Annotated in this window: 18 protein-coding genes and 1 pseudogene; 12 read left to right on the top strand and 7 right to left on the bottom strand. The window is 62.1% G+C overall.

What is annotated here, in order from left to right; translation table 11 throughout:
* Positions 1 to 211 (top strand): LrgB family protein (locus tag VNT00_RS04210; RefSeq protein WP_325584826.1); only part of this gene is annotated, 211 nt, incomplete at its 5' end.
* A gap of 151 nt (positions 212 to 362) precedes the next feature.
* Here the strand turns inward: VNT00_RS04210 and VNT00_RS04205 are convergent.
* Positions 363 to 1,367 (bottom strand): linear amide C-N hydrolase, encoded by a 1,005-nt coding sequence (locus VNT00_RS04205; protein WP_325584842.1) that lies wholly within the window; start codon positions 1,365 to 1,367, stop codon positions 363 to 365.
* A gap of 154 nt (positions 1,368 to 1,521) precedes the next feature.
* On the bottom strand, positions 1,522 to 2,223 hold the full coding sequence (locus VNT00_RS04200; RefSeq protein WP_325584824.1) for an MBL fold metallo-hydrolase: 702 nt from the start codon (positions 2,221 to 2,223) through the stop codon (positions 1,522 to 1,524).
* 190 nt (positions 2,224 to 2,413) lie between these two features.
* On the opposite strand from VNT00_RS04200, the gene VNT00_RS04195 reads away from it, so the two are divergent.
* Positions 2,414 to 3,031 (top strand): hypothetical protein, encoded by a 618-nt coding sequence (locus VNT00_RS04195; RefSeq protein WP_325584822.1) that lies wholly within the window; start codon positions 2,414 to 2,416, stop codon positions 3,029 to 3,031.
* Between the two features lie 138 nt (positions 3,032 to 3,169).
* Positions 3,170 to 3,430, top strand: coding sequence for a DUF2789 domain-containing protein (locus VNT00_RS04190; protein ID WP_325584820.1), 261 nt, complete (start codon positions 3,170 to 3,172; stop codon positions 3,428 to 3,430).
* Positions 3,431 to 3,439: 9 nt separating this feature from the next.
* Here VNT00_RS04190 and VNT00_RS04185 read toward each other — a convergent pair whose 3' ends face one another.
* Both VNT00_RS04185 and VNT00_RS04180 read right to left on the bottom strand, forming a co-directional pair.
* Positions 3,440 to 4,675, bottom strand: a complete 1,236-nt coding sequence (locus VNT00_RS04185) for an MFS transporter (RefSeq protein WP_414650879.1) — start codon at positions 4,673 to 4,675, stop codon at positions 3,440 to 3,442.
* 52 nt (positions 4,676 to 4,727) lie between these two features.
* The gene (locus tag VNT00_RS04180) at positions 4,728 to 5,393 is read right to left on the bottom strand and encodes a cupin domain-containing protein (protein WP_325584818.1); all 666 of its coding nucleotides are present in this window, start codon (positions 5,391 to 5,393) and stop codon (positions 4,728 to 4,730) included.
* A 187-nt stretch (positions 5,394 to 5,580) separates the two neighbouring features.
* Here VNT00_RS04180 and VNT00_RS04175 point away from each other — a divergent pair, with 187 nt between their 5' ends.
* The 9 genes from VNT00_RS04175 to VNT00_RS04135 all read left to right on the top strand — a co-directional run bounded on the left by VNT00_RS04175 (position 5,581) and on the right by VNT00_RS04135 (position 17,018).
* Positions 5,581 to 6,651, top strand: a complete 1,071-nt coding sequence (locus VNT00_RS04175; RefSeq protein ID WP_325584817.1) for a PA0069 family radical SAM protein — start codon at positions 5,581 to 5,583, stop codon at positions 6,649 to 6,651.
* 192 nt (positions 6,652 to 6,843) lie between these two features.
* The gene (locus tag VNT00_RS04170; RefSeq protein WP_325584815.1) at positions 6,844 to 7,365 is read left to right on the top strand and encodes a GNAT family N-acetyltransferase; all 522 of its coding nucleotides are present in this window, start codon (positions 6,844 to 6,846) and stop codon (positions 7,363 to 7,365) included.
* 253 nt (positions 7,366 to 7,618) lie between these two features.
* Positions 7,619 to 11,440, top strand: a complete 3,822-nt coding sequence (locus VNT00_RS04165) for a nitrate reductase subunit alpha (protein WP_325584813.1) — start codon at positions 7,619 to 7,621, stop codon at positions 11,438 to 11,440.
* Complete coding sequence (narH, locus tag VNT00_RS04160; protein ID WP_325584811.1) at positions 11,437 to 12,978, top strand: nitrate reductase subunit beta; 1,542 nt, start codon at positions 11,437 to 11,439, stop codon at positions 12,976 to 12,978. The genes VNT00_RS04165 and narH overlap by 4 nt, the downstream gene beginning before the upstream one ends.
* The gene (gene narJ, locus VNT00_RS04155; RefSeq protein WP_325584809.1) at positions 12,979 to 13,653 is read left to right on the top strand and encodes a nitrate reductase molybdenum cofactor assembly chaperone; all 675 of its coding nucleotides are present in this window, start codon (positions 12,979 to 12,981) and stop codon (positions 13,651 to 13,653) included.
* Between the two features lie 66 nt (positions 13,654 to 13,719).
* Positions 13,720 to 14,403 (top strand): respiratory nitrate reductase subunit gamma, encoded by a 684-nt coding sequence (narI, locus tag VNT00_RS04150; RefSeq protein WP_325584807.1) that lies wholly within the window; start codon positions 13,720 to 13,722, stop codon positions 14,401 to 14,403.
* Between the two features lie 13 nt (positions 14,404 to 14,416).
* A complete protein-coding gene (locus tag VNT00_RS04145; protein WP_325584805.1) occupies positions 14,417 to 15,217 on the top strand; it encodes a peptidylprolyl isomerase in 801 nt (266 codons plus the stop codon).
* Between the two features lie 81 nt (positions 15,218 to 15,298).
* Positions 15,299 to 16,537 carry an MFS transporter gene (locus VNT00_RS04140; protein WP_325584803.1) on the top strand — a complete coding sequence of 413 codons (1,239 nt, stop codon included), beginning with the start codon at positions 15,299 to 15,301 and terminating at the stop codon, positions 16,535 to 16,537.
* Between the two features lie 73 nt (positions 16,538 to 16,610).
* Positions 16,611 to 17,018, top strand: coding sequence for a ribonucleotide reductase subunit alpha (locus VNT00_RS04135; protein ID WP_325584801.1), 408 nt, complete (start codon positions 16,611 to 16,613; stop codon positions 17,016 to 17,018).
* Positions 17,019 to 17,112: 94 nt separating this feature from the next.
* Here the strand turns inward: VNT00_RS04135 and VNT00_RS04130 are convergent, their stop codons facing one another.
* The 3 genes and pseudogenes from VNT00_RS04130 to VNT00_RS04120 all read right to left on the bottom strand — a co-directional run bounded on the left by VNT00_RS04130 (position 17,113) and on the right by VNT00_RS04120 (position 23,795).
* Positions 17,113 to 17,643 (bottom strand): SecDF P1 head subdomain-containing protein, encoded by a 531-nt coding sequence (locus VNT00_RS04130; protein ID WP_325584799.1) that lies wholly within the window; start codon positions 17,641 to 17,643, stop codon positions 17,113 to 17,115.
* 57 nt (positions 17,644 to 17,700) lie between these two features.
* Positions 17,701 to 18,102, bottom strand: coding sequence for an outer membrane protein assembly factor BamE (locus VNT00_RS04125; protein WP_325584797.1), 402 nt, complete (start codon positions 18,100 to 18,102; stop codon positions 17,701 to 17,703).
* Positions 18,103 to 18,176: 74 nt separating this feature from the next.
* A pseudogene (locus VNT00_RS04120) lies at positions 18,177 to 23,795 on the bottom strand (YadA-like family protein).
* Positions 23,796 to 23,854 lie beyond the last annotated feature (59 nt).

Below are 23,854 nucleotides of genomic sequence, written 5' to 3'. Positions count from 1 at the left end.
GGCGTTTGGCGTGCCGCTCCTGGGGCGTCTGGCACGGCGCGATCCAATCGCCAGCGGCTTTGCGCTCGGCGTGACCTCGCACGGCATCGGCACCGCGCGCGCCTTCGAATACAGCCAGACCGCCGGGGCGTTCGCTGGCTTGGGCATGGGGCTGAACGGCGCGCTGACAGCCATGCTGATCCCCCTTATCGTGTGGATTCTGGGGTTGTAGAGCTTTCTTTCCGCCAAGCTTGCGCTTGGGAACTTGCCAATCGGCAGACGCAAAAAGCCTCTGCTTTCGACATCGTGACAGACGAGGACGACATCGCCGCGCGAGTTCTCAGCGAACGCGATCGCTGGCACGCAGCATAGTGTGCACACCCTCAAAGTCCCAAGAACTTGAACGGCTGGGCCGGCTTGAACTGGCCGTTGGCCATGCCGGAGTAAATATGCGTTTGGTCGGGGCCCAAGTCCAGCTTCAAGACCTTCCCCGTCTTTTCTGAAAAGTCCAGTTTTTCCAGGTCGACCCATAAGACATTCGGCGTCAATGCCGATTCGAAAAAATACCGTTTGCGCTTCTGGTCGGCGACGGTGCGCCAGCGCGTCGAGGAAATATTGGGCTGGTCGGGGGTGGTCAGGCCATAGGGAACCGAAACATTGCGGATCACAGAAAAAACGCTGGCGATCGATTCGACCTCGCTCGTGCTTTTCGGAATGGCGTTCACATAGAACATGGCGCGCGCATAGCGGTCGGCGGCGCGGTTCGTGCCGGGCAGCATGACGGTCCCGCCGATCTGCTTCCAGTACTCCTCCATGGCCAACTGTTTTTCAAAGATCGGCGAGTTGGTCATTACCTGATAGTCGCGGCTGTGATGAATGACCTGCTTGCCGTCGATGTATTCAATGATCGCACTGTCGCCCGATGCATCCGAAAGCGAAAGATGCAGGGTGGCAAGCCGCTTTTCGCCCGGCACGTTATCGGTCACCAGGGTAAAGGGCTGCTTCTGCAACGCATCCACCGCGGCCTGGACGGTGGCAAAGTTATCAAGCACGTACTGCGCCCAGGCGGCAATCGACAAGCCAGGGGCCGTGCCGTCGTACTCCGGATACGAGGACTCCACCAGCCAGAGCACGTTGGCGACCAGGCCGGCTTCGTTCATGCCGTCCGTGGTGGAAATATCGTAGCCGGAAGCGATTACGCTGCCGTATTTGGAGACCCATCGAACCGAGTTCGGCCCCGCCTCGCCGGAACGGTGCATGCCGCGCGGGAACACCCACAGATTCGTCCCGACATCCGTTTTCCAGTCCATGGAACGCGCTGTAATGACCTCGTCACCCGCGCCATGGTAGACAAAGCGGGTGCAGGCCTGCGCCGAAGCGGCGAGCATGCTGGCGCAAGCCAATACGGCGGTACAAAACGCCGCGACGGAATAAGTTTTCAGGAGCATACGACCATCCAGATAAGCGTGATGACAGTGCTTCGAATCCAGCATGTAGCCGCAGTATACGCAAACGATTCAACCCGGCAAAGCCAAGGCGGGATCAGCCGGCATCGAGCCCGCAGGCAAGATTGGCCGGGATGGCCACGTCCATCATCTTCGGATCCGGCAGGTCGAGGTTGTTCATGATCTCGATATACTGCTCGCGGGTCTTGCCGGCCAGACGGGGATTGAAGCGGCGCTCCTCGCCGATGCTGGATGACGTCCATCCTTTGTAGTCGTGCGCAGGATACAGGGTCGTATCGTCGGGCAAGGCAAACAAGGTTCGGGTGATGGAGTCCCAGGACTTGCCGGGATCGCCGTTCTGGAAGTCCGTGCGGCCGGTGCCGCGGATCATCAGCACATCGCCGCTGAACACGGCAACGGGAGCATCGGGCGCAAGCACGAAACTGAACGATTCGCTGGTATGCCCCGGCGTGTACAGCGCCTGCAGCCTGATGCCGTCCGTATCGAGAACTTCTCCATCGGTCACCCGGCACGAGACGCAATCCGCCTTGGTGTACTCGCCCATGATGGACAGGCAGCCGGTTCGTTCGCGCAGGTCGCCAAGCCCGGTTATGTGATCGGCGTGCGTATGGGTATCGATGGCCTTTACAAGGCGCAGGCCAAGCTGTTCGATGGCGGTCAGGTATTGGGCTACCTGCTCTTTCACCGGATCGATGATCACTGCCTCGCGCCCCCGCGAGCTGGCGATCAAGTAGGTATAGGTGCTTGAAGCATGATCGAAAAATTGGCGAAACAGCATATTCCCCCCACAGAGAATTCTGCCTCATATAGATTCTTTAGGCATGAACTTATAATAAAATTTGCTATGGCAGGCCGCAAGTCCGGGCAGCTTGAATGTCATCGGATGTGCCTGCGGAAGCCGGGCGCCAGGCGGGGCGGAAAATATGGTGGCGGATCTACCCCGCCCCCACTCGAAAAATACGAGAACAATGAACAGCGCATTAGTCTTATTGATCATCGTCGCAGCATGGTGGGTGCTGTGTCAACGTTACCAACGCATGCATATTGCCCTGCTCGGGCGCCATTTAAGCAGCCTGCAGCTCGAGCGGCATATGGAAACCCTCACTCAAGGCTATACCCGCGCCATCCACGAGGCGGATGAAGCGCGGCAGATCCAGGTCCTGGAAACCTTCGCCCAAACCGAGCGCGCGGTGGCAGCACAGGTGCAATCGCTGGCCGACACCATGCAAAAGGAAAGCGCGCAGGCAACCTGCATGGGGGCGCTTTCGTTCTGCGTGCCTTATGCCGAGTATTTCCTTCCCGCTCTGACGCGGGATTTCCGCAGCCTGCTGCGCATCCACGCCACCGGCCTGCGCCATGTGGTGGACAACGAAGGCCAATGGAATGCCAAAGACCGCGCCTATCAGCTCTCGGCCGAACTGTACCTGTTGCAGCACAGCTGCCATTGGTACTGCAAGTCCCGCAATGTGGCCGACGCGCGGCTGATGCTGCGGCACCAGGTCAAGTATCAAAAAGTGCTGGAATCCGTCTCTGCCGCCACCCGCTCGGCTTACACGCAGTGGCTGCGAAACGCCCATAAGCAATAAACCGGCCACGAAACATGGCCAAAGGCGCCATGACGAGGCATGCAACGGGGTATGGTATATAGTGCGCTGAACGACCTGCTGCGTTACTTTGTCGCTTTACCCATCAATTTCTTGTCAATCCGATCCAGGAGAACAACTATGGACGACACGACCCCGCGCATGACCAATCTGTTTCTTCAGCTCGGACTCGACGCCGACCCGGCGGCCATTGCGCAGTTCATCGCTACCCACCAGTTGCCAGCCGACGTCGGGCTGGCGGACGCGCCATATTGGAACAACGCCCAGCGGCAATTCCTGACCGAGGAAATCAAGGAAGATGCAGAATGGGCGATCGTGGTAGACCAACTTAACGAGTCCCTACACGAAGATGCCGTCAAGGCCGGCACGAGCCATAAATAATAAGAAGGCTTACCCTTGTTCCGCGAACGCGGACGACTTTTTGCTCAAAGCCACCGCAAGCGCCACGACCGCCAGGGCCAGCGGCACGAAGGACACCCAAAGCACCATGTCCCACCCATAAGCGCTAAGCAAGCCTCCCGAAGAGAAAGACCCCAGGGCCATCAAGCCGAAGACGATGAAATCGTTGAGGGACTGAACCCGTGTCTTTTCCTCCGGCCGGTGGCATTCCAGAACCAGCGCCGAAGCGCCAAGGAATCCGAAGTTCCAGCCCAACCCAAGCAGGATCAGCGTTGCCCAGAAATGCGCAATGTCGATGCCCGCCAGCCCCACGGCAGCGGAAAGCCCGGTCAGCAGCAGGCCCACGGTCGCTACTCGCCCCGCCCCGAAGCGCTTGATCAAGCTGCCCGTAAAAAAGCTTGGCCCGAACATGGCGATGACATGCCATTGCAGCCCCACGTTAGCGGACTCCTGCGAGTGGCCGCACATGTGCATCGCCAGCGGCGCTGCCGTCATAAGGAAGTTCATCAGCAAATAAGCAACCGCGCCGCTGATGACCGCGGCAATGAAGCGCGGCTGCCGCGCAATCATCGCAAGCGGCCGGCCTCCCGCCAGATCTGCCGGGCTGGGCATGGGCAGGCGAACGCCCAGCAGAATGAACGCCGACACCGCGGCGACGGCGCCTTGTGCCAGAAACGTGGCGGCGAACATATAGGGCGGCCATAGATTCATCGTCCAGGTCACAAGCTGGGGACCCACGACCCCTGCCACGACACCTCCGGCCATGACCAGCGATAATGCGCGCGCTCGCCGGTCCGGTGCTACGCCATCGGCCGCCGCAAAGCGGAAGGACAGCACCACGGCCGCGTAGGCTCCACCAAAGAACGTCGCCAGGCAAAACAGCCAGAACCAGCCCATGACAACGGCAAGCATGGCCACCAGCCCGGCCAGCACACCGGCCCCGGTTCCGGCCAGGAAGGCGGTTCGCCGTCCGTGCCGCCTGGCAACCGCCCCCGCGGGCAAGGTGCACACCGCCATCCCCACCACGAAAATCGAAATAGGCAGGGTGGCCAGCATGGGCGAGGGAGCCAGCATGTCGCCGACAATGGCGCCGGTGGCATAGACCACCACCGAGTTCGCGCCGGCCAGCGCCTGCGCAATGGAAAGTCGCCAGATGTTTCCGCTCTGGATTTTTACGGGCAGCTCGTCCGAAGCGTCGCCCATCGTACCTATATTGTTTTCTGCCATGAGTGTCAAAGTAATTTGAAAAGCCCTTCGTAAAAGGCAGGATAGCTCACATTCAAGGTCGGTGGCTCATAGCAAGATGTCCGATCTTGAGATAAATGGTTGCGCCGGCATTGCCCGCAACGAAGCCGGGATAATGGCCGGGCGGCAGCCGAATCCAGCTGCCGCAGTCATACCGCTGCTCGCCTTCGCTCAAGCTGCCTTCGACTACCAGCATTTCCGCGCCGTCCACGAAGCCATTGAAAACAAGGGAGCCAGGCGTCAGGCGCTCCATGGAAACCTGCTCGCCCGGCCCCTCGAATAACGGGCAGGATTCGCGCCCATGCTCTGCCACCCAAAGAGAGGAATCCCGGGTATTGATGCGCACGCTGCGGCGCTCGCTTTCGGACATTTGCCGGAGCTTGACGAAGATGACAGCCCCCTCCTCGCTGAAGGGTTGGTGGCTGGAGTCTGGTGGGCTGCGCATATACCAGCCTGCCGGATAATGCGCATCTCCTTCTGAGAAGGTACCTGCCAGCACGAGAATTTCTTCGCCACCCGGATGATGGTGGCGCGGGAAATAAGAGCCCGGCTCATAGCGGACAATGCTGGTCGCCCGGGCTTTTTCACCACCCACCCGATCCAGCATGACACGTTCAACACCCGACTGCGGCGAGCGCACCCACTGGTACTGGGACGGCGCCACGACGGCGCGAAGCGAAAAATCGGCATTGATAAGCATGGGCTCGTTTGAACTGGCGAGGGAATCCTTGCTATTTTAGTTGAGCCGGTACCGCCCAACGTCGACCGCCCGCCGGGCATTATTTACCGCAAGTTCCTGTCGCAATGGCAAGGTATTTACATTTTGATCCTGCATCGTCGACGGCATCACGATATACTGTTTATTTATACAGTAATTTGCAAACACCATGCAGCCAACCCCAATCAAAGGCAGGGGCAGCGTTTCGAACAAAACGTCCCGTTTCGAGCAGCTTCAGCGCGCATCGTTCGATGACGAATGGGATAACGCCGACCTGGAAACCATGCCCAAGCCGGCTACGACGGTTTCCATGGAGAAAGCCAAATCCATCATCGCCCGCAACGATTCGCCGGATATTCCTTTCGACCAGTCCATCAATCCATACAGGGGGTGCGAACACGGCTGCATATACTGCTACGCGCGTCCCACTCATGCGTATCTAAACCACTCGCCCGGACTGGATTTCGAAACCCGGCTCTACGCCAAGGGCAATGCGGCCGACTTGCTGCGCAAGGAATTGTCCAACCCATCCTACACGCCCAAGCTAATCGCCCTGGGCGCGAACACCGACCCCTATCAGCCGATAGAGCGGCGGCTGCGGATCACGGCTTCGATTTTGGCGGTCATGGAAGAATTCAACCATCCCGTCGCCATTACCACCAAGTCGGCATCCGTGACCCAGGACATCGAAGTGCTGGCCCGAATGGCCGGCAAGAATCTGGTTCGCGTCTTCATGTCGGTGGGATCGTTGGACAGAACCATCGCCAGAACGCTGGAGCCGCGCGCCAGCACGCCGGGCGCGCGGCTGGAAGCCATCCGGGTGCTGAGCGAAGCCGGCATTCCCACGGGCGTGATGGTCGCGCCCGTCATTCCCTTCCTTACCGACCACGATATGGAAAAGATTCTTTTCACCGCGAAAGACGTGGGGGCGAAAAGCGCCGCGTACGTCTTGTTGCGGCTGCCTTCGGAAATTGCCGACCTGTTTCGCGAATGGCTGGCCGCGCACTACCCCTTGAAGGAGGCCCATGTCATGAACCTGGTCAAGCAGATGCGTGGCAGCAAAGTCTACGACTCCGATTTCAGAACCAGGATGAAAGGAACCGGCGTATTTGCCGATCTTCTCGAGCAGCGTTTCAAGAAGGCCTGCTCCAAAGCGGGGCTGAACCAGGCCCGGCATCCATTGAACACCGCTCTTTTTTCCCGCCCGCCCGAGGAACACCCTCAACTGACGCTGTTTTAGCGTCTTGTCGGCATTTGACGACAAGACCGGCGCGTCACTCAATGTCTCAACAATTCAGACGCCATGAAGTGGATCTCGCGACGCCGCCAGCCACATGTTGATGGTTCAGCCTCCAATTTCACGACAAGAAACCGATCCGGCAACAAGCGAACCTTCGCATCATAAAATAGCCGAAATTGTGGAGAGCCACCTATGCAGATGATCCAATGCACGGAAGAGCGGCACGCCGCCGCCATTCTGGAAATACTCAACCACGCCATCGCTCATTCGACCGCCCTGTACGACTACAGGCCCCGTCCCGCCTCCACCATGAAGGACTGGTTCGAAACCAAGCGCCGCAACGCCTTTCCCGTGCTTGGCTTCGAAGACGAACACGGCAAGCTGCTGGGGTTCGCTACATACGGCACCTTCCGCGCCTGGCCCGCCTACAAATACAGCGTCGAGCACTCCATCTACGTTCATCATGAGTGCCGGGGCATGGGCCTGGGCAGGCGGCTTCTGGCCAGCCTGATCGAAGAAGCCGGCGCCCGGGACGTGCATACGATGGTGGGCGGCATAGACGCCGCCAATGAAGCCAGCATCGCCCTGCACCAACACCTTGGCTTCCAGCCCGCGGGCACGATCAAAGAGGCCGGGTACAAATTCGGCCGCTGGCTGGATCTGGTTTTCTACCAGAAAATCCTGAGCTCACCGTCGCATCCGACTGAAGACTAGCGCTGCGCGCCGTCGGGAAAATTATCGATTGCCTTTCAAATGTAAGTAGATGCTGCCAGGTTGATCAAGTTCAAGATGTCAGCGTATCATGGGCACGACGCTGGATCACCGAAAAAGGAAACGCTGCGGCCTTCCCATGCTTGCCGCGCTTTTCATGCCCAAGCCTCTTCAGCAACAGGAAGCTTTCTATGGTCTGCCTGCATTGCATTTCAAGCGCGGCCGCCGTCCCCGGCGGTATTTCGGAGAATCGCCCATGAGCCACTTCGTCGACCGCCTCAAATACTTCTCGACTTCCAGGCCCCAGTTTTCCGAAGGCCATGGCATGACGATCCAGGAAGACCGCAAATGGGAGGACGCTTACCGCAAGCGCTGGCAGCACGACAAAATCGTGCGCTCCACCCACGGCGTCAACTGCACCGGGTCCTGTTCCTGGAAAATCTACGTCAAAAGCGGAATCGTCACCTGGGAAACGCAGCAAACCGACTACCCCCGCACCCGCCCCGACATGCCCAACCACGAGCCCCGCGGCTGTTCGCGCGGCGCCTCGTACTCGTGGTACCTGTACAGTGCCAATCGCCTCAAGTACCCACTGGTGCGTAGCGCGCTGCTGCGGCTGTGGCGCGAAAAACGCCGCACGCTTTCCCCGGTGGACGCCTGGGCCGCCATCGTCGGCGACGCTCAGGCGCGGGCCTCGTACACGCAGCGCCGCGGCCTGGGCGGCTTCGTGCGCTCCGACTGGAACGAAGTCAACGAACTCATCGCCGCGGCCAACATCCATACCATCCAGCGCCATGGCCCCGACCGCGTCGTCGGCTTCTCGCCCATCCCGGCGATGTCCATGATCTCCTACGCCGCGGGCAGCCGCTATCTGTCGCTCATAGGCGGCGTCAACCTCAGTTTCTACGACTGGTATTGCGACCTGCCGCCGGCTTCGCCGCAAACCTGGGGCGAGCAGACCGACGTACCCGAATCGGCCGACTGGTACAACTCCACGTTCATCATGATGTGGGGCTCGAACGTCCCGCAAACCCGCACGCCCGACGCGCACTTCATGACCGAATCGCGCTACCGCGGCACCAAAGTCGTTTCCATCTTTCCGGACTACGCCGAGGGCGCCAAGTTCGGCGATCTATGGCTGCACCCCAAGCAGGGCACCGACTCCGCGCTCGGCCTGGCCATGGGCCACGTCGTTCTCAAGGAATTCCACGTTCCGGGCAAGTGCGACTACTTCATGGATTATTGCCGGCGGTTTACCGACATGCCCATGCTGGTGCGCGTGGTCAAGCAGGGCGACCACTACGTTCCCGAACGCCTGCTGCGCGCGGATGAATTCGAGGACGCGCTCGACCAGAAAAACAACGCCGCATGGAAAACCGTCGTCTTCGACGAATCCAGCGGCAAGCCGGTGGCGCCCGTGGGCTCCATCGGATTCCGCTGGGGCCAGAAGGAAGGCGGCGACGCGGGCAAGTGGAACCTCAAGCAGGAAGACGCGCAGGGCAACGCCATCCGCCCCCTGCTGTCGCTGGTCAACGGCCACGACGCCGTCATCGACGTTGCCTTCCCGTATTTCGGCAATGTGGAGCAGACCCATTTCACGCACACCGGCCACGCCAGCGTATTGCCGCGCCGCATCGGCGTGCGCAAGGTCGCAACACGCAACGGCGAGACGCTGGTCGCCACCGTATACGACTTGTTCATCGCCAACTACGGGGTTGATCAAGGCCTTGGCGGCCCCAACGTCGCCGCCAGCTTCGACGACGACGTGCCCTACACGCCCGCCTGGCAAGAGCGAATCACCGGCGTCAACCGCCACGAAGCCATCGCGGTGGCGCGCGAGTTCGCCGACAACGCCCTCAAGACCGAGGGCAAGTCCATGGTCATCGTGGGTGCGGGCCTGAACCACTGGTTCAATATGGACATGAGCTACCGCGCCATCATCAACCTGCTCGTCATGTGCGGCTGCGTCGGCAAATCGGGCGGCGGCTGGTCGCACTACGTGGGCCAGGAAAAGCTGCGGCCGCAAACGGGCTGGCTGCCACTGGCCTTCGCCACCGACTGGCACCGCCCGCCGCGCTTCATGAACAGCACGTCGTTCTTCTATGCCCATACCGGCCAGTGGCGCTACGAAACCCTGAAAATCTCCTCGCTGCTGTCGCCGCTGGCCGAAAACGGCCAGTACGCCGACAGCCCCATCGACTACAACGTCGCAGCGGAGCGCATGGGCTGGCTGCCGTCGGCGCCGCAGCTCAAGACCAATCCGCTGGAACTGGGCCGAGCCGCCGCCGGCAAGGATGCCGCGCAGTTCATCGCCGAGGGGCTCAAGGACGGCTCCATCGAAATGTCCTGCACCGACCCCGATGCCCCCGAAAACCATCCCAGGAATATGTTCGTGTGGCGCTCCAACCTGTTGGGGTCGTCCGGCAAGGGCCACGAATACTTCCTCAAGCACCTGCTCGGCGCCGAGCACGGCGTGCAGGGCAAAGACCTGGGAGCCAGCGCGCAGGGCCTGCCGCGCGAAGTGAAGTGGCGCGACCCCGCCCCTCAGGGCAAACTCGACCTGCTGGTCACGCTCGATTTCCGCATGTCGACCACCTGTCTGTACTCCGACATCGTGCTGCCCACCGCCACCTGGTATGAAAAGGACGACATGAATACGTCCGACATGCATCCCTTCATCCATCCCTTGTCGGCCGCCGTCGACCCGGCCTGGCAATCGAAAAGCGACTGGGAAATCTACAAGGGCATTGCCGAAACGTTTTCCCGGCTGGCCGAGGGCCGCCTGGGGGTCGAGCGCGACATCGTGCTGTCGCCGCTGCAGCACGACAGCCAGGGCGAAATCGCCCAGGACGATGCCGCCGACTGGGGCAAGGGCCAATGCGAACCGATACCGGGCAAAACCATGGCCAGCGTTGCCCTCGTAGAGCGGGACTACCCCAACACCTACAAGAAGTTCACCTCGGTGGGGCCGCTGCTGGATTCGCTGGGCAATGGCGGCAAGGGCATCAACTGGGACACCACCGAGGAAATCGAATTTCTTCGCAATCTGAACCGCAGCGTCGCGCAGGAAGGCGTGTCGCAGGGACGCCCGCAAATCCTCACCGCCCTGGACGCGGCCGAAGTCGTGCTTTCGCTGGCCCCCGAAACCAATGGCTCGGTCGCCGTCAAGGCATGGCAGGCGGTTTCGGAACGCACCGGCCTCGATCATGCCCATCTGGCCCGTGCCCGTGAAGACGAGAAAGTCCGTTTCCGCGACATACAGGCTCAGCCGCGCAAGATCATTACCTCACCCACCTGGAGCGGCATCGAATCGGAACACGTTTCCTACAACGCCAGCTACGTCAATGTGCACGAGCTCGTGCCGTGGCGCACGCTTTCGGGGCGCCAGCAACTGTACCAGGACCATCTCTGGATGCGCGAGTTCGGCGAATCCTTGTGCGTGTACAAGCCGCCGCTCGACACCCGCAGCACGCAGGGCATGCAGGGCAGCCGCTCGAACGGCAACCCGGAAATCGCGCTGAACTTCCTCACACCGCACCAGAAATGGGGCATCCACAGCACCTATACCGACAACCTCCTGATGCTTACGCTATCGCGCGGCGGCCCCATTGTCTGGATGTCCGAAACCGACGCCGCCAAGATAGGCGTGGCCGACAACGACTGGATCGAAGCCTTCAACGTGAACGGGGCACTGACCGCCCGAGCGGTCGTCAGCCAGCGCATTCCCGCCGGCGCCGTCATGATGTACCACGCACAGGAAAAGATCATCAACACGCCGGGCTCGGAAGTTACCGGGGTGCGCGGCATCCACAACTCCGTCACCCGCATCATCCCCAAGCCCACGCACATGATAGGCGGCTACGTGCAGCTTTCCTACGGCTTCAATTACTACGGCACCGTCGGCTCGAACCGCGACGAGTTCGTCATCATCCGCAAGATGAACGTCGTGGACTGGAAGGACGAATCGACGCCGGCCTCGGTGCTGTCGGCACAGGCCGCCGCCCGGCACGCCCACACTCTGGAGCATGGCGCGCCGACACTGGCCATGGTGGATAACGAAGCGGAGGGCAAGCAATGAAGATCCGCGCACAGATCGGCATGGTCATGAACCTGGACAAGTGCATAGGCTGCCACACCTGTTCCGTCACCTGTAAAAACGTCTGGACCTCGCGCGAAGGCATGGAGTACGCCTGGTTCAACAATGTCGAAACCAAACCCGGCATCGGCTATCCCAAGGATTGGGAAAACCAGAAACGCTGGAAAGGCGGCTGGAAGCGCAAGGCCAGCGGCAAGATCGAGCTTGCGGCGGGCAGCAAATGGCGCGTGCTGTCGAATATCTTCGGCAACCCCAACCTGCCGGAAATCGACGACTACTACGAGCCGTTCACCTTCGACTACGCGCACCTGCACGATGCTCCCGACGTCAAGGTCGGGCCGGTGGCCCGCCCCCGGTCGCTCATTACGGGCGAACGCATGGAGAAAATCGAGTGGGGACCCAACTGGGAGGAAATCCTCGGCGGCGAATTCGAAAAGCGCAAGGCCGACTATAACTTCGACCAGGTCCAGACCGACATCTACGGCGAATTCGAAAACACTTTCATGATGTACCTGCCGCGCCTGTGCGAGCACTGCCTGAACCCGGCTTGTGTGGCGTCCTGTCCTTCGGGCGCCATCTACAAGCGCGAAGAAGACGGCATCGTCCTGATCGACCAGGACAAATGCCGCGGCTGGCGGATGTGCGTGTCGGGCTGCCCCTACAAGAAAATCTACTACAACTGGCAAAGCGGCAAATCGGAAAAATGCATCTTCTGCTATCCGCGCATCGAAGTCGGCCAGCCGACCGTCTGTTCGGAAACCTGTGTGGGGCGCATTCGCTACCTGGGCGTGCTGCTGTACGACGCCGACCGCATCAAGGAAGCGGCGTCGGTCGAAGACCCGCAAGATCTTTACGAAGCGCAGCTCTCGGTCTTCCTGGACCCGAACGATCCGCAAGTGTGCGCCCAGGCCGAACGCGACGGGGTTCCGGCCAACTGGCTCGAGGCGGCGCGGCGCTCGCCAGTCTACAAGATGGCGATGGACTGGAAAATCGCCTTCCCGCTGCATCCGGAATACCGCACCCTGCCCATGGTCTGGTATGTTCCGCCGCTGTCGCCCATCAATGCCGCCGCCAGCGACGGCCGGCTCGGCATGCAGGGCCTGCTGCCCGACGTCGACGCCCTGAGGATTCCTCTGCGCTATCTTGCCAACCTGCTCACGGCCGGGCGCGAAGAGCCGGTGCGGCTTGCACTGAAACGCATGCTGGCGATGCGCGCCTTCATGCGCGAGCGCCATGTCGAACGGCGCGACAACCCTGCATTGCTGGACGAAGTGGCCCTGAGCACCGCGCAAGTCGACGAAATGTACCGCTACCTGGCCATTGCCAACTACGAGGATCGATTCGTCATTCCCACCACCCACCGCGAATACGCCGAGGACGCCTTCGACCTGCGCGCCTCCTGCGGCTTTTCGTTCGGCAACGGCTGTTCGGACGGCACGACCGAGACCAGCCTGTTCGGCGGGCGCAAGGGCATCGGCAAGGAACGCAAGGTCATCCCCATACGGGCGGCAGGAGAATAAATGGAAACCCACGAACCGGTTCTCAGTGTCCTGAGCGCCCTGCTCGATTATCCCGACCAGCCGCTGCTTGACGCCATTCCCGAAATCCGCGGCATACTGAACGGCCACCGGAAACTGCCGCGCGCCACGCGCGCGGGCCTCGACGGCCTGATCGCCCACCTCGAGGCCACGCCGCTCATCGAGCTGCAGGAAGCCTATGTCGAAGCGTTCGACCGAGGCCGCGCAACCTCGTTGTACCTTTTCGAACACGTGCACGGCGAATCGCGCGAACGCGGACAGGCCATGATCGATCTGCTGGCCATGTACGAGGCCGGCGGGCTGTACCTGTCCGCCGGAGAACTGCCCGATTACCTGCCCGTCTTTCTGGAGTTCCTGGCGCACGAGCCGCCCGAGCGGGCGCGTTCGCTGCTGGGCGAGGTGGCCGACATCAACCGGGCGATTGCGGAGCAGCTGGCCAAGCGCGGCGCGCCCTATTTTGCGGCCGTTGCCGCCCTGCTGCCGCTGGCGGGCGAACCGCCGCTGGCGCTGGACGGACAAGCCGTGGACGAAAGCCCGCCCATCGACACCGAAGCGCTGGACAAGGAATGGCAGGACGAGCCGGTCAGTTTCCTTAATGCCCAAAGCCCTGTTTCCGCACAGCCCATCCGGTTCTACGACAAGCGGCCGCCGGGATAGCTTCGGGGCTGGTCGTGGCCCAGCCCGCAGCGGCTCTCAGGAATCAGCGTTTCCAGGAGAAACTTCATGGATCAGAACGTCGTGAATACATTGCTGTTTGGCATATACCCTTATGTTTGCCTGACCATTCTGCTGCTTGGCAGCCTCATCCGCTTCGACCGCGAACAATACACCTGGAAAAGCGATTCGTCGCAACTGCTCAGGCGCAAGCTGCTGCGCCTGGGAAGCAACCTGTTCCATTTCGGCATTCTCATCGTCGTCGCCGGGCACTTCGTGGGCTTTCTGGCGCCGCACTGGATGGTCTCGCCCTTTTTGAACGCCTCGCAACACCAGATGCTGGCCATGGCGGCGGGCGGCGCCGCAGGCATCGTGGCCATTGTCGGCCTGAGCATCCTGGCCTACCGCCGGCTTTCCGACCCACGCATCCGCATCAACAGCGCCAGGGCGGATATCGTGGTTCTGGCAGTGCTTTGGGTGCAATTGGCACTGGGCCTGCTGACCATTCCCATGTCCATGTCCCACATGGACGGCGTCATGTTCGAAACCCTGAGCGATTACGTCAAGGGCATCGTCACCCTCCAGCCGGAAGCGGGTCTGCTCCTTGCGGTGCCGCTCGTCTACAAAGTCCACATCGCGCTGGGATTCACCATATTCCTGATCTCCCCGTTCACGCGGCTGGTGCACATCTGGAGCGGCGTATCCACCGTCGGATACCTGGCTCGCCCGCAACAAATCGTGCGTAAACGCTGAACCAAGGAAACCCATGGCAGGAACTACTCTCGAAACACAGGACAACATGTCCAGGGCAAACGAGCTCAGCGTCAACGGCATCGTCATCGGCGCTGCTGAAATCCGTGCCGAAGCGGCATCGCATGCGGGCGACGCCGATCCCGACCTCGCCGCACGGCGCGCGCTGGTGGTGCGCGAGCTCCTGACCCAGCGGGCACGCGCCACGGGATTGCTGGCCGCGGACGCCGAAATCGACGACGACGTCATCGATCAGTTGCTGGCCATGGAATGCGCCACCCCCCTGCCTTCGGAAGACGAGTGCCGGCGCTACTACACCGCCAATACCGCAAAATTCAGCAGCCCCGACATCGTCTTCGCACGCCATATTCTTTTCGCTCTGCCCCCCGGCGCGGCCATGGCCTCCATACGCGCCCGCGCCGAACATAGCCTGCGCGAGCTCAGGCGGCATCCCGACCGCTTCGAGGCGCTGGCCGCGAGCCAGTCCAACTGTCCCTCGGGCCAGGTCGGCGGCAACCTGGGCCAGTTGTCCCGGGGCGAAAGCGTGCCCGAATTCGAAGCCGCCGTGTTCGGCGCAACGCATACGGGTGTTCTGCCGGATCTGGTCAAGACACGCTACGGCTTCCACATCGTTCAGGTGGAACGCCGAATCGACGGAGAGCCGCTGCCCTTCGAAAGCGTGCACAAAAGCATCGAACGCTTTCTTTGCGAATATGTGCGGCATAAATCGATTCAGCAATACCTGACGCTGCTGGCGTCGGAGGCCGAATTGCACGGTATCGCGCTGGACGTGCGTGCCGGGCCGCTGTTGCAGTAGTGCGCCGAAGCGGCGTTTGCCCCCGTATTCGCAAGCCAGCGCGGCATGGCCGCACACACACGTAACCGAACCGGAGTCGCTATGGTCATGCAAAAGAAGCCCATGCTGGTATTGCTGGTCACCACCCTGGCATTCATGGTCTGCTTTGTCGTCTGGATGATGTTTGGTGTAATAGGCATCGAATTGCGCAAGGAGCTGGGGTTGAACAGTTCCGAATTCGGCCTGCTGACGGCCACGCCGGTTCTGACTGGCGCGCTGCTGCGCCTGCCTTTAGGCGTCTGGACGGACAGGTTCGGCGGCCGCCTGGTCATGACCGTGCTGCTTGTCGCCTGCGCCATTCCCGTATTTCTTGTGTCGTACGCCGCCGCCCTATGGCATTTCCTGCTCATCGGGCTTTGCCTGGGCGCCGTAGGCGCCTCGTTCGCCGTTGGCACGCCCTATGTCGCCCGGCTTTTCCCCCCCGAAAAGCGCGGCTTCGCCATGGGGTTCTTCGGCGCGGGCACGGTCGGCGCCGCCGTCAACCTGTTCATCACGCCATCGCTCCAGGACATCTACGGCTGGCGCGCCGTCCCCAAGATATACGCCGTCGCTCTCATGGTCACCGCCGTAGTGTTCTGGCTGGGCTCCTCGCCCGACCCCAGCGCGGGCAAGGCCGCAAATTCGCTGCGCCAGCAATTCACCGTGCTGAGGGACGCCAAAGTATGGAAATACTGCCAGTATTACTCCATCTGCTTTGGCGGCTTCACCGCCCTGTCGCTGTGGATACCGCAATACATGATGCAGGAATTCAACTATTCGGTCACCCTGGCCGCCGCCCTGGCAGCGGGCTTTTCGCTGCCGGGCTCGGTGCTGCGGGCGTTGGGCGGCGGCCTGGCCGACCGCTACGGAGCGCACAAGGTAACCTGGTGGGGGCTGTGGGTTGCGTGGGTATGCCTGTTCCTGCTGTCGTATCCCGACACGACCTTCGTGGTGAAAACCATCAACGGCCCGGCCAGTTTCCACATTCATCTTGGCGTGTACGTCTTCACTGCGCTGCTGTTCATCCTGGGCACGGTGTTCGCTTTCGGCATGGCCTCGACCTTCAAGTACGTTGCCGACGACTTCCCCGAGCAAATGGGGGTCGTGACCGGCATTGTCGGCCTGGCGGGCGGCGTGGGCGGATTCCTGCTGCCGATTCTATTCGGGATAGCCCTGGACTTGACGGGCGTGCGATCCAGTTGCTTCATGCTGCTGTACGGAATCGTCTGGGTATCGTTGATTCTGCTGTACCAATCGAATGTGCGGCGTATTTCGATCACCGGCCAGTACGACAATGCCTGAAGCCCGCCTCGCCATAATCCATGATATTCGCGGCGCCGCGCGTGCATGCACGTCAATCTAAAACGGATCATCCATGAATATAACAAGCCTCGACGACCTGATCGTTGCAGCCCGGGCCCAGCCCGAGCCGCAACGGCTGCTTTTCGTATTCACCAAAGTCGAGCTGCCTGACGACTGCACTCCCGCGCAACGCGCTTCGTTCGAAGCCGGTTCCGGAGGGGCCTTGACGCCGCTGGCCTGTCTGGACAAGCCTCCCGAGGAAATCGGGTCGTTTGCGGAACTGCTCGAAGAGTCCAGGCAACACATCCCCGACTGGGCCATCGTCTTTGTCGCGGCCATCTCGGGCAGAAACGGGCAAGCCCCCGCCACCGAAGACGCCGAAGCACCTTTGAACAAGATGGTGGACATGATCAAGACGGGCCTGATCGGATCGCTCATCCCCTTCGATGCGCGGGGCGAAACCGTATTGATCGGGCCTTGAGCGGCTGGCGACGCGTTTCGAGCCGGCACACGCCACCCCCGATAAACTGCCGCCGGCACGGCGGCAGGACTGCGCCACGGCGAACAAGCCATGATCATCGAGCCTCGCCGCGTGGCTCCGCAATCGCACGCGCAATGGCCATGGCCTGCTTGCCACTCGCAACGCCGACCACCATCTCTCCCTGCGTCAACGGCTTGCCGATGCGAGGCGCCGCCACCAAATCGTTGTCGATGGTAAGCACTAGCAGCTTGCCCGGGAAACGACGGCTTAGCGCCTGGAGCTTGCGAGCGCCCTCCTGGGTAAAGCCAAAGCGGACAAAGGCCCTGCCCTGTTGCGTCTGGATAGGCTCGACGCTGGAAAGATCGGCGCGGCTCAACACGGGCTGCGGCAATACCCAGATCGAGCCGCCGGACAGGCGAAGCTCGCTAAGCCCCTTGGCCTCTTTAGCTTGCGCCAGCCGAAAGAATACCTCCGCTCGATGCCGAGGCTGTCGCGCGCCCGGCTGCCGCACGGTATTTTCGGCATTGCCCTCTGTCGCGGCACGCTGTGCAGGCCCGGCGGCCTGGCAACCGGCCAATGCCACGGCCATAGCCGCCAGGACGGGAATGCAATGTGCATACTTCATATAGATCCTTCCATAAGGCAACATCATTCAGTGGGGACGCCCGCTGCGCCGATACTTTCAGTTCAACTGCGAAACACATGCTTCGGGCTTCCAGAAGAAGCTCCGGGCATGCTTATCCTTGTCGAAAAGAATCTTGTACTGGCAGGTCTTTTCGCCCCGAGACGTGCGGAAATGGAATAGATAATCCCATTCGCGCACCCCGGCCAGGCCTTCGCCAAAATGCGGGCGGCCCAGCAGGTTGTACAACTGATCCTTGCTCATGCCCGGTTCGATCAGGCGCAAGGCATCGACCTTGGGATACGAACCCGCCTCGAAGCTCGCGCTTGCCGGATCGGGCCAGACGGGTTCGCTCGTCGTGCCTTGGTCGCTGACCTGGCTGAGATTGCCGCAAGCGGCAAGCGCCACAGCCAGCAGGATGCCGCCTGAGCGCAGAACAATGGTTTGCAATGACTTCAACATCTGATTTTTTCCTTGGGTAGCCGAACCCGCCGGCCGTGCGCCAGCGGGCCGCGCAAACAATGACGGTCTGACAATTACCACTGATAGCCGACGCCGACCGCGCCGCCGTAGTCGCCGCGCGAGGAGCCGGCGAAGCTTCCCTTGACGATCTACTTGCCGTTGTCGGAGACCGTCGACAGGCCCATGGCGTAGCCGCTTTCTCCACGCCATGTACCGCTCGCGAGGCTGAACATGCTCTTGCCCGGCAAATAAGCCTGCGGCAGGCCTGACATGGCAAGCGCCGCGGCCACGCCCGCGCTGGCCCGGTTGTCGACTTGACTCACCCTGCCATCCAGACGATTGATGCTGTTGGCCACACTGCCCGCTACCTTGTTCAACTGGCCGACGTTGACCGCATCGCTGTCGGCCTTGCCATCGGCCAGGTTGGTGATCTGCTTGCCGCCCATGTCGATGCCGTTCTGGTTGATCGTCGGGCCGTTCTCGATTGCCAGCTCCTTGGTCGTCACCTTGTTGCTGGTCACGGTGTCGACTTTGATGTTCTTGGCCATGCTCACCGTGATATTGGCGTTGTCGCGGGTGATCTCGACATTGTCGCCATTGATGAACTGCACGGTATCGCCCGGGCCGACCTTGCTCGCCGCATCGCCATTGGCCTGCACATTCCAGCCCATGTTGGCGACGTTGCTTACATCGTCGATATTCGCCTGCACGCCATTGAGCGCATCATTGACGTTGTTGTAAGTGCTGCCGCCTACATTCAGCTCGGTCACCAGCTTGCCGTCGACGAACGTCGAGCCACCGCCCATGCCTTCGGCAATACTGTTGCCCATGTCGTGGATCTGGCTGCCGTTGACGGCATCCGTGCTGTTCGCGGAAATGTCGCCGCGCGCCACATTGGTGATGCCGGTGCCGCCCGTGCGGCCTCCATCCGAGGAAACGTCGCCCGCCATCGTCACCTTGCCGTAGTTGACGGTATTGTCGGGATTCAAGTCGTACTTGACCGCGCGGTCGGCCAGGTCCTGCGTGGCGCCCTGCACCAGCTTGAGCTGCTCTTCGGTGGCCGCGCGGCCCGCCGTGGCAAAGCCGGGCGCCGTCAATGCCGTATTGGACAGGCCGACGATGTCGTTGGTGGCCGACGAGATCACAATCGTGCCCGCCCGCATGCCGGTATTGGTCAGTGCCACGTTTGCGCCGACACGCACGCCGTCCGTATCCATGACGGCATCGCCGGTCGTGACGCTGTCGAAGGTCGCGTCCTTGGCCAGCTCGATGCTGATGCCATCCGCCGTGGTGCGTGTGACGACATTCTCGCCGCTGGTCGCGGAGGCGAGGGTGGAGCCCGCCATGCCGCCGCGTATGGCCAGAGTCTGGCCCAGGTCGCGATGCACGTCGCCACCCGCGTTGGCCGAGAAGTTCATTCCTGCGCCGGTTACGTTCTGGACGGCATTGTTCAGGTCCCCCGCATTCACCGCGTTCAGCGCATTGCCGGCATCGGTGTAGTCGCCCGCACTGGCCACGTTGGTGATCTGCGTCCCGCCCGTCGTTTCGATGCGCCCGGTGTCCGCATCCTTCGTCGCGCCGCCCGGCGTACCCGCCATCGTCACACGGTCATAGTTGACGGTATTGTCCGGATTGAGGTCATACTTGACCGCGCGATCGCTCAATCCGCCCGTCTGCTCCTGCACCAGCTTGAGCTGCTCTTCAGTGGCGGCGCGGCCTTGCGTGGCGAAGTCCGCGGCGTCCAGGTCCCGGTTGGCAAGACCGGTGATGTCGCCGGCACTGCCGTTGATGACGATCGTCTTGGCGCCGCTGCCAACAACGATGCCGCCCGCGCCGACCTGGGTGACAAGCGCTCCGTGGACGACGCTCAGGCCGGAGTCGCTCATCAGGCTGTTGCCGGTTCTGACGCTGCCGGCCGCGCCCAGGTCGATATTCTTGTTCAGTGCGACATTGATGGCGCCGTTGTCATCAACACCCGCTTGCACAACCGTAATGTTGCCGTCGCCATTGAACATGACGTCGCCGCCAGGGCCTATATTGGCCGTCGTGGATCCTGCGCCGTTGGCCGCCAGGTTCCAGCCCGCGTTGGCCGCCGTGTTCACCGACTTGATGGCATCGTGGATGGTATTTTCGCCCGTGTCACCAATGTTGGTGAAGGTGATGGCGCCGTTGTTGTTGACCGCATTGCCGCCGAAGATATTGGTGACGTTGCCCGCCAGGCTGTACAACTGGCTGCCGTTGACTGCCTCGGTGCTGGCGGCGTTCACCGCTCCGGCAGCCACGCCGCTGATCTTGCCGGTATTGCCGGCATTGACGACGACATTGCCGAATTTGGGCGAGTCGGCCATCTGGATGTTGATCGCGCCGCTGGCGGGATCGGTCACCGTCTTGACATTGGCGCCGCTGAAAGCGCCAGCCGTGGGTGTCGCACCGCCCCTGATGGCCAGCACCTGGCCCAGGTCGCGATGCACTTGCCCTCCCTCGTTGCCGGAATAGTTCGTGCCCCGCTCCGTCAGCAGCGTGTCCAGCGCCTTGAGCTGCAGCACGTTGACCGCGTCGGTGTCGTCCTGCCCTCCCGCCAGGTTGGTGATGCGCCGTTCGATGGTGCCATTGGTGGCATTGGACGAGCTGGAATCATGGCTGCCCACGGATACCACGCCCGATTTGGCATCGTCATGCGCCACGTTGGAATACGCCGAGGTGGTGGACACATAGACGTTGCGGGTGGTGGAATCCACGCCCAGGGCCACGGAGTTCTTGGCCAAGGCCTGGGAACGCGTGCCGATGGCTATGGTGTCCAGGTTGTTCGGCACGTCCTCGGGCGACGGATCGGCAATGCCCGACACAGCGCCGCTGCCCACGGCGATGGCGTTGGAGGCGTAGCCCCGCGCGCCCGTTCCGGAGGCAATGGCATTCTCGCCCGATGCCTGGGCGTCCGTGCCGCTGGCGTAGGCGTTGGAGGCTGTGGCGCGCGAACCGCTGCCGATGGCCATCGCATCCACGCCGGAAGATTCGGCATCGTAGCCCTGCGCCACACTGCGCAGATTGGAAGCCAGCGCGCTGCGCCCCATGGCCATGCCGTCATCGGCGGTCGCTTCGGCGCCGGTACCGATGACCACCGCATTATCGACCGTATCCAGCGGCGTCTTCAGGTCGGCCTGCGCTCCCGTGCCGATGACGATGGAGTTTTCACCGCGGCTGACGGCCTGCTGGCCTACGGCTACGCCACCCGTTCCATAGGCCAGGCTGTTGTTGCCCAGCACGCTGGCGTTGGCGCCTATGGCCTGGGCCAGTGTGCCGATGGCGACGGAATTGCTTTGCTCCGCACTGGCCTGCAGGCCCAACGCCAGGCTGGCATCGCCCACCGCCGCAGCCTCGGGACCTATGGCAATGGCATCGTTGCCGGACGCTCCGGTATTGTCGCGGTTGCCGGGCCGGCTGGTCTTGACGCTGAAATACTTGGACTTGCCATCCGCCACCGCGCTATTCAACTGGCGCACGTTCACCGCATCCATGGGATCGCTGCCGTCCGCCACATTGGCCAACACCGTGCCGCCGCTCCCGCCCTGCAGGGTGACTTTGCCATTGCCGGCGCCGCTGTCGTAGCGGACGAAGGAAGGATCGGCCGGCGTGATCGTGCTGCCAGGCGACGTGATGGAGCTTAGCGCATCGTTGATGGAAGCATAATAGTCGTCGCCGATCTTGATCGGGCCTTTTCCGGCATCCGGACCCACCAGCCTGCCGTTCTCCACCTTGACTCCGCCGCCGATAATGGCGGCCACATCCGTCTGCGCTGCATTCAACTGGCGCACGTTCACGGCATCATAGCCCTGCGAACCATCGGCCACATTGGTGACGCGGCGCTGCAGGCCGGCATTGCCGACGGACACGACATTGTTGGGAGCCGCGCTGCCTGTGATATAACCCAAGGCGGTCGATGCCGGCTGGTAGGCTTCCGAGCGCGCACCCAACGCCACGCTGTCGCCCTCTGTAATGGCGTTGCGCCCGATGGCCACGCCCCAGCCCGTGGTCGACTGGGCCTCCACCCCGATGGCTACCGAGCCTTCGCTGACACCGTCGGCCCCGTAGCCGATGGCCACCGCATTGGTGCCGGCATTGGTGTTGGAGCCTATGGCCGTCGAATGTTCGCGCGCGACGGCCGAGCCATTGCCATAGTTGGCTTTGTAGCCTATGGCTACGCTTTCGTCTCCATCGAGGTCGGTGCCGGCCAAGGCGCCCAGAGCAATGTTGTAGTCTCCATCTACATTGGAACCCGCGCCGAACCCGATGGCCGTCGTCTGATTGCCCACCACGCCCTGCCCCGAATTGGTACCAATGGCGATATGGGACGTGCGGTCGCCGCCGCTATTGCCGAAGGTGCCGGCGCCCGCGCCGCTGCCAAGTGCAATGCTGTTGGCCGTCGCAGCCAGGGCGCCGTCGCCGACGGCCACTGCACCGTCAGCAGTCGCGGCGGCATTGCGCCCAAAGGCCGATGCGCTGGCGCCCGTGGCCAGGGCGCCGCTGCCCACGGCGGCCGCATCGGCGGCGCCAGCGAGCGCCCCGCTACCCACCGCCAACGCACCGCTGCTGTAATTGCCCTCCACCGTCGCCTGGGTCCCCAGGGCCAACGCATTCTGGACATCCTTGGAGTTGACCGTGGCGCCATCGCCCAGGGCGATATTGCTGTTGCCTTGGGCCGCGCTGTTGCGTCCGATGGCAATGGAGGCAACGCCATCCACCTCATCGTCCGTCCCGACTTTTGCGTCCTGCCCCAATGCGATGGCCGCCTCGGCGCTGGCCGTGGTGGCCGCGCCATGGCCCGCGGCAAAGCTGCCCTTGCCAGCCGACTCCGCCTCGGGCCCGATGGCGATGGATTCGCTTCCGGCCGCCGTGGAGTCGTCCAACGCGGAATTGGCGTGGAAATACTTGACGCCCTGGCCTTGCGAGTAGAGCTTCTGTTCCAGCGTGTACATTTGCCCGCCGGTTATGGCGTCCTTGCTTCCCGACGCGATATTGCCGTCGGCCAGGTTCGTGATGCGGGTACCGGAGCCGCCGCCCTGCAGCGTGATCAGATTTTTGGCAGCGGCGTCGTCATAGCGCACAGAGGCATTGGCTGCTGTCTGCAGGCTCGATATCTGCGTGGCATGGGTGTCGACCGTCGTGCTCAACGCACCGATATTGCTGGTCAAGGCGCCGACAGATGTGTTCAAAGCGCCGACATTGGTGGTCAAGCTGCCGACATCGGTGGTCAAGGCGCCCACGGAGGCATTCAGCCCTGTAACCGTAGCGGTGACCGTGACCAGGTCCTCATTGGTCTGCCACAACTGCCCGGTGGTGACGGCGTTCGTGCCGTTCGAAACCAGCGTGCTGGTCGTCAGCCCGCTGATGGTGCCGCCATCCTGGAAGTCGATGGTTCCGGCGCCATTGCTGAACTGAATACCGTTGCCATCGGCATGCACGGGAGAAACGCTGTCATCGATGCTCACGTCGGCAAATGCCGGCGCCCCCATACTTGACAGTATCGCTCCCGCCAGCACGGCAGCCGCCAAAGACAGCAGGCCGGACAGCCTGGCGCGCGACGAGACGCTGCCTACGGAAGTCCTCGCGCTTTTGCCGCGTGCATGCGCAAGCTCTGAAACCGCGACGAACGTTCGTGTCCGCTCATTCCAAACCGTTTTGTATACCCGATTCACAATACTCTCCACCCAATACAAGAACCGCCTCGCGCAAACACCGCGCCTGTTATGCAAGC

The organism is Eoetvoesiella sp. (assembly GCF_035555955.1).
Classification (GTDB): Bacteria; Pseudomonadota; Gammaproteobacteria; order Burkholderiales; family Burkholderiaceae_B; genus Eoetvoesia.
The sequence above is the reverse complement of the archived record's forward strand: the minus strand, read 5'-3'. Positions and strand labels throughout refer to the sequence as shown.

Excerpts from the sequence above, each read along its gene's own strand:
- VNT00_RS04205 (WP_325584842.1), bottom strand. The coding sequence starts at position 1,367 with ATGCTCGCCGCTTCGGCGCAGGCCTGCACCCGCTTTGTCTACCATGGC.
- VNT00_RS04200 (WP_325584824.1), bottom strand. The coding sequence starts at position 2,223 with ATGCTGTTTCGCCAATTTTTCGATCATGCTTCAAGCACCTATACCTAC.
- VNT00_RS04195 (WP_325584822.1), top strand. The coding sequence starts at position 2,414 with ATGAACAGCGCATTAGTCTTATTGATCATCGTCGCAGCATGGTGGGTG.
- VNT00_RS04190 (WP_325584820.1), top strand. The coding sequence starts at position 3,170 with ATGGACGACACGACCCCGCGCATGACCAATCTGTTTCTTCAGCTCGGA.
- VNT00_RS04185 (WP_414650879.1), bottom strand. The coding sequence starts at position 4,675 with ATGGCAGAAAACAATATAGGTACGATGGGCGACGCTTCGGACGAGCTG.
- VNT00_RS04180 (WP_325584818.1), bottom strand. The coding sequence starts at position 5,393 with ATGCTTATCAATGCCGATTTTTCGCTTCGCGCCGTCGTGGCGCCGTCC.
- VNT00_RS04175 (WP_325584817.1), top strand. The coding sequence starts at position 5,581 with ATGCAGCCAACCCCAATCAAAGGCAGGGGCAGCGTTTCGAACAAAACG.
- VNT00_RS04170 (WP_325584815.1), top strand. The coding sequence starts at position 6,844 with ATGCAGATGATCCAATGCACGGAAGAGCGGCACGCCGCCGCCATTCTG.
- VNT00_RS04165 (WP_325584813.1), top strand. The coding sequence starts at position 7,619 with ATGAGCCACTTCGTCGACCGCCTCAAATACTTCTCGACTTCCAGGCCC.
- narH (WP_325584811.1), top strand. The coding sequence starts at position 11,437 with ATGAAGATCCGCGCACAGATCGGCATGGTCATGAACCTGGACAAGTGC.
- narJ (WP_325584809.1), top strand. The coding sequence starts at position 12,979 with ATGGAAACCCACGAACCGGTTCTCAGTGTCCTGAGCGCCCTGCTCGAT.
- narI (WP_325584807.1), top strand. The coding sequence starts at position 13,720 with ATGGATCAGAACGTCGTGAATACATTGCTGTTTGGCATATACCCTTAT.
- VNT00_RS04145 (WP_325584805.1), top strand. The coding sequence starts at position 14,417 with ATGGCAGGAACTACTCTCGAAACACAGGACAACATGTCCAGGGCAAAC.
- VNT00_RS04140 (WP_325584803.1), top strand. The coding sequence starts at position 15,299 with ATGGTCATGCAAAAGAAGCCCATGCTGGTATTGCTGGTCACCACCCTG.
- VNT00_RS04135 (WP_325584801.1), top strand. The coding sequence starts at position 16,611 with ATGAATATAACAAGCCTCGACGACCTGATCGTTGCAGCCCGGGCCCAG.
- VNT00_RS04130 (WP_325584799.1), bottom strand. The coding sequence starts at position 17,643 with ATGAAGTATGCACATTGCATTCCCGTCCTGGCGGCTATGGCCGTGGCA.
- VNT00_RS04125 (WP_325584797.1), bottom strand. The coding sequence starts at position 18,102 with ATGTTGAAGTCATTGCAAACCATTGTTCTGCGCTCAGGCGGCATCCTG.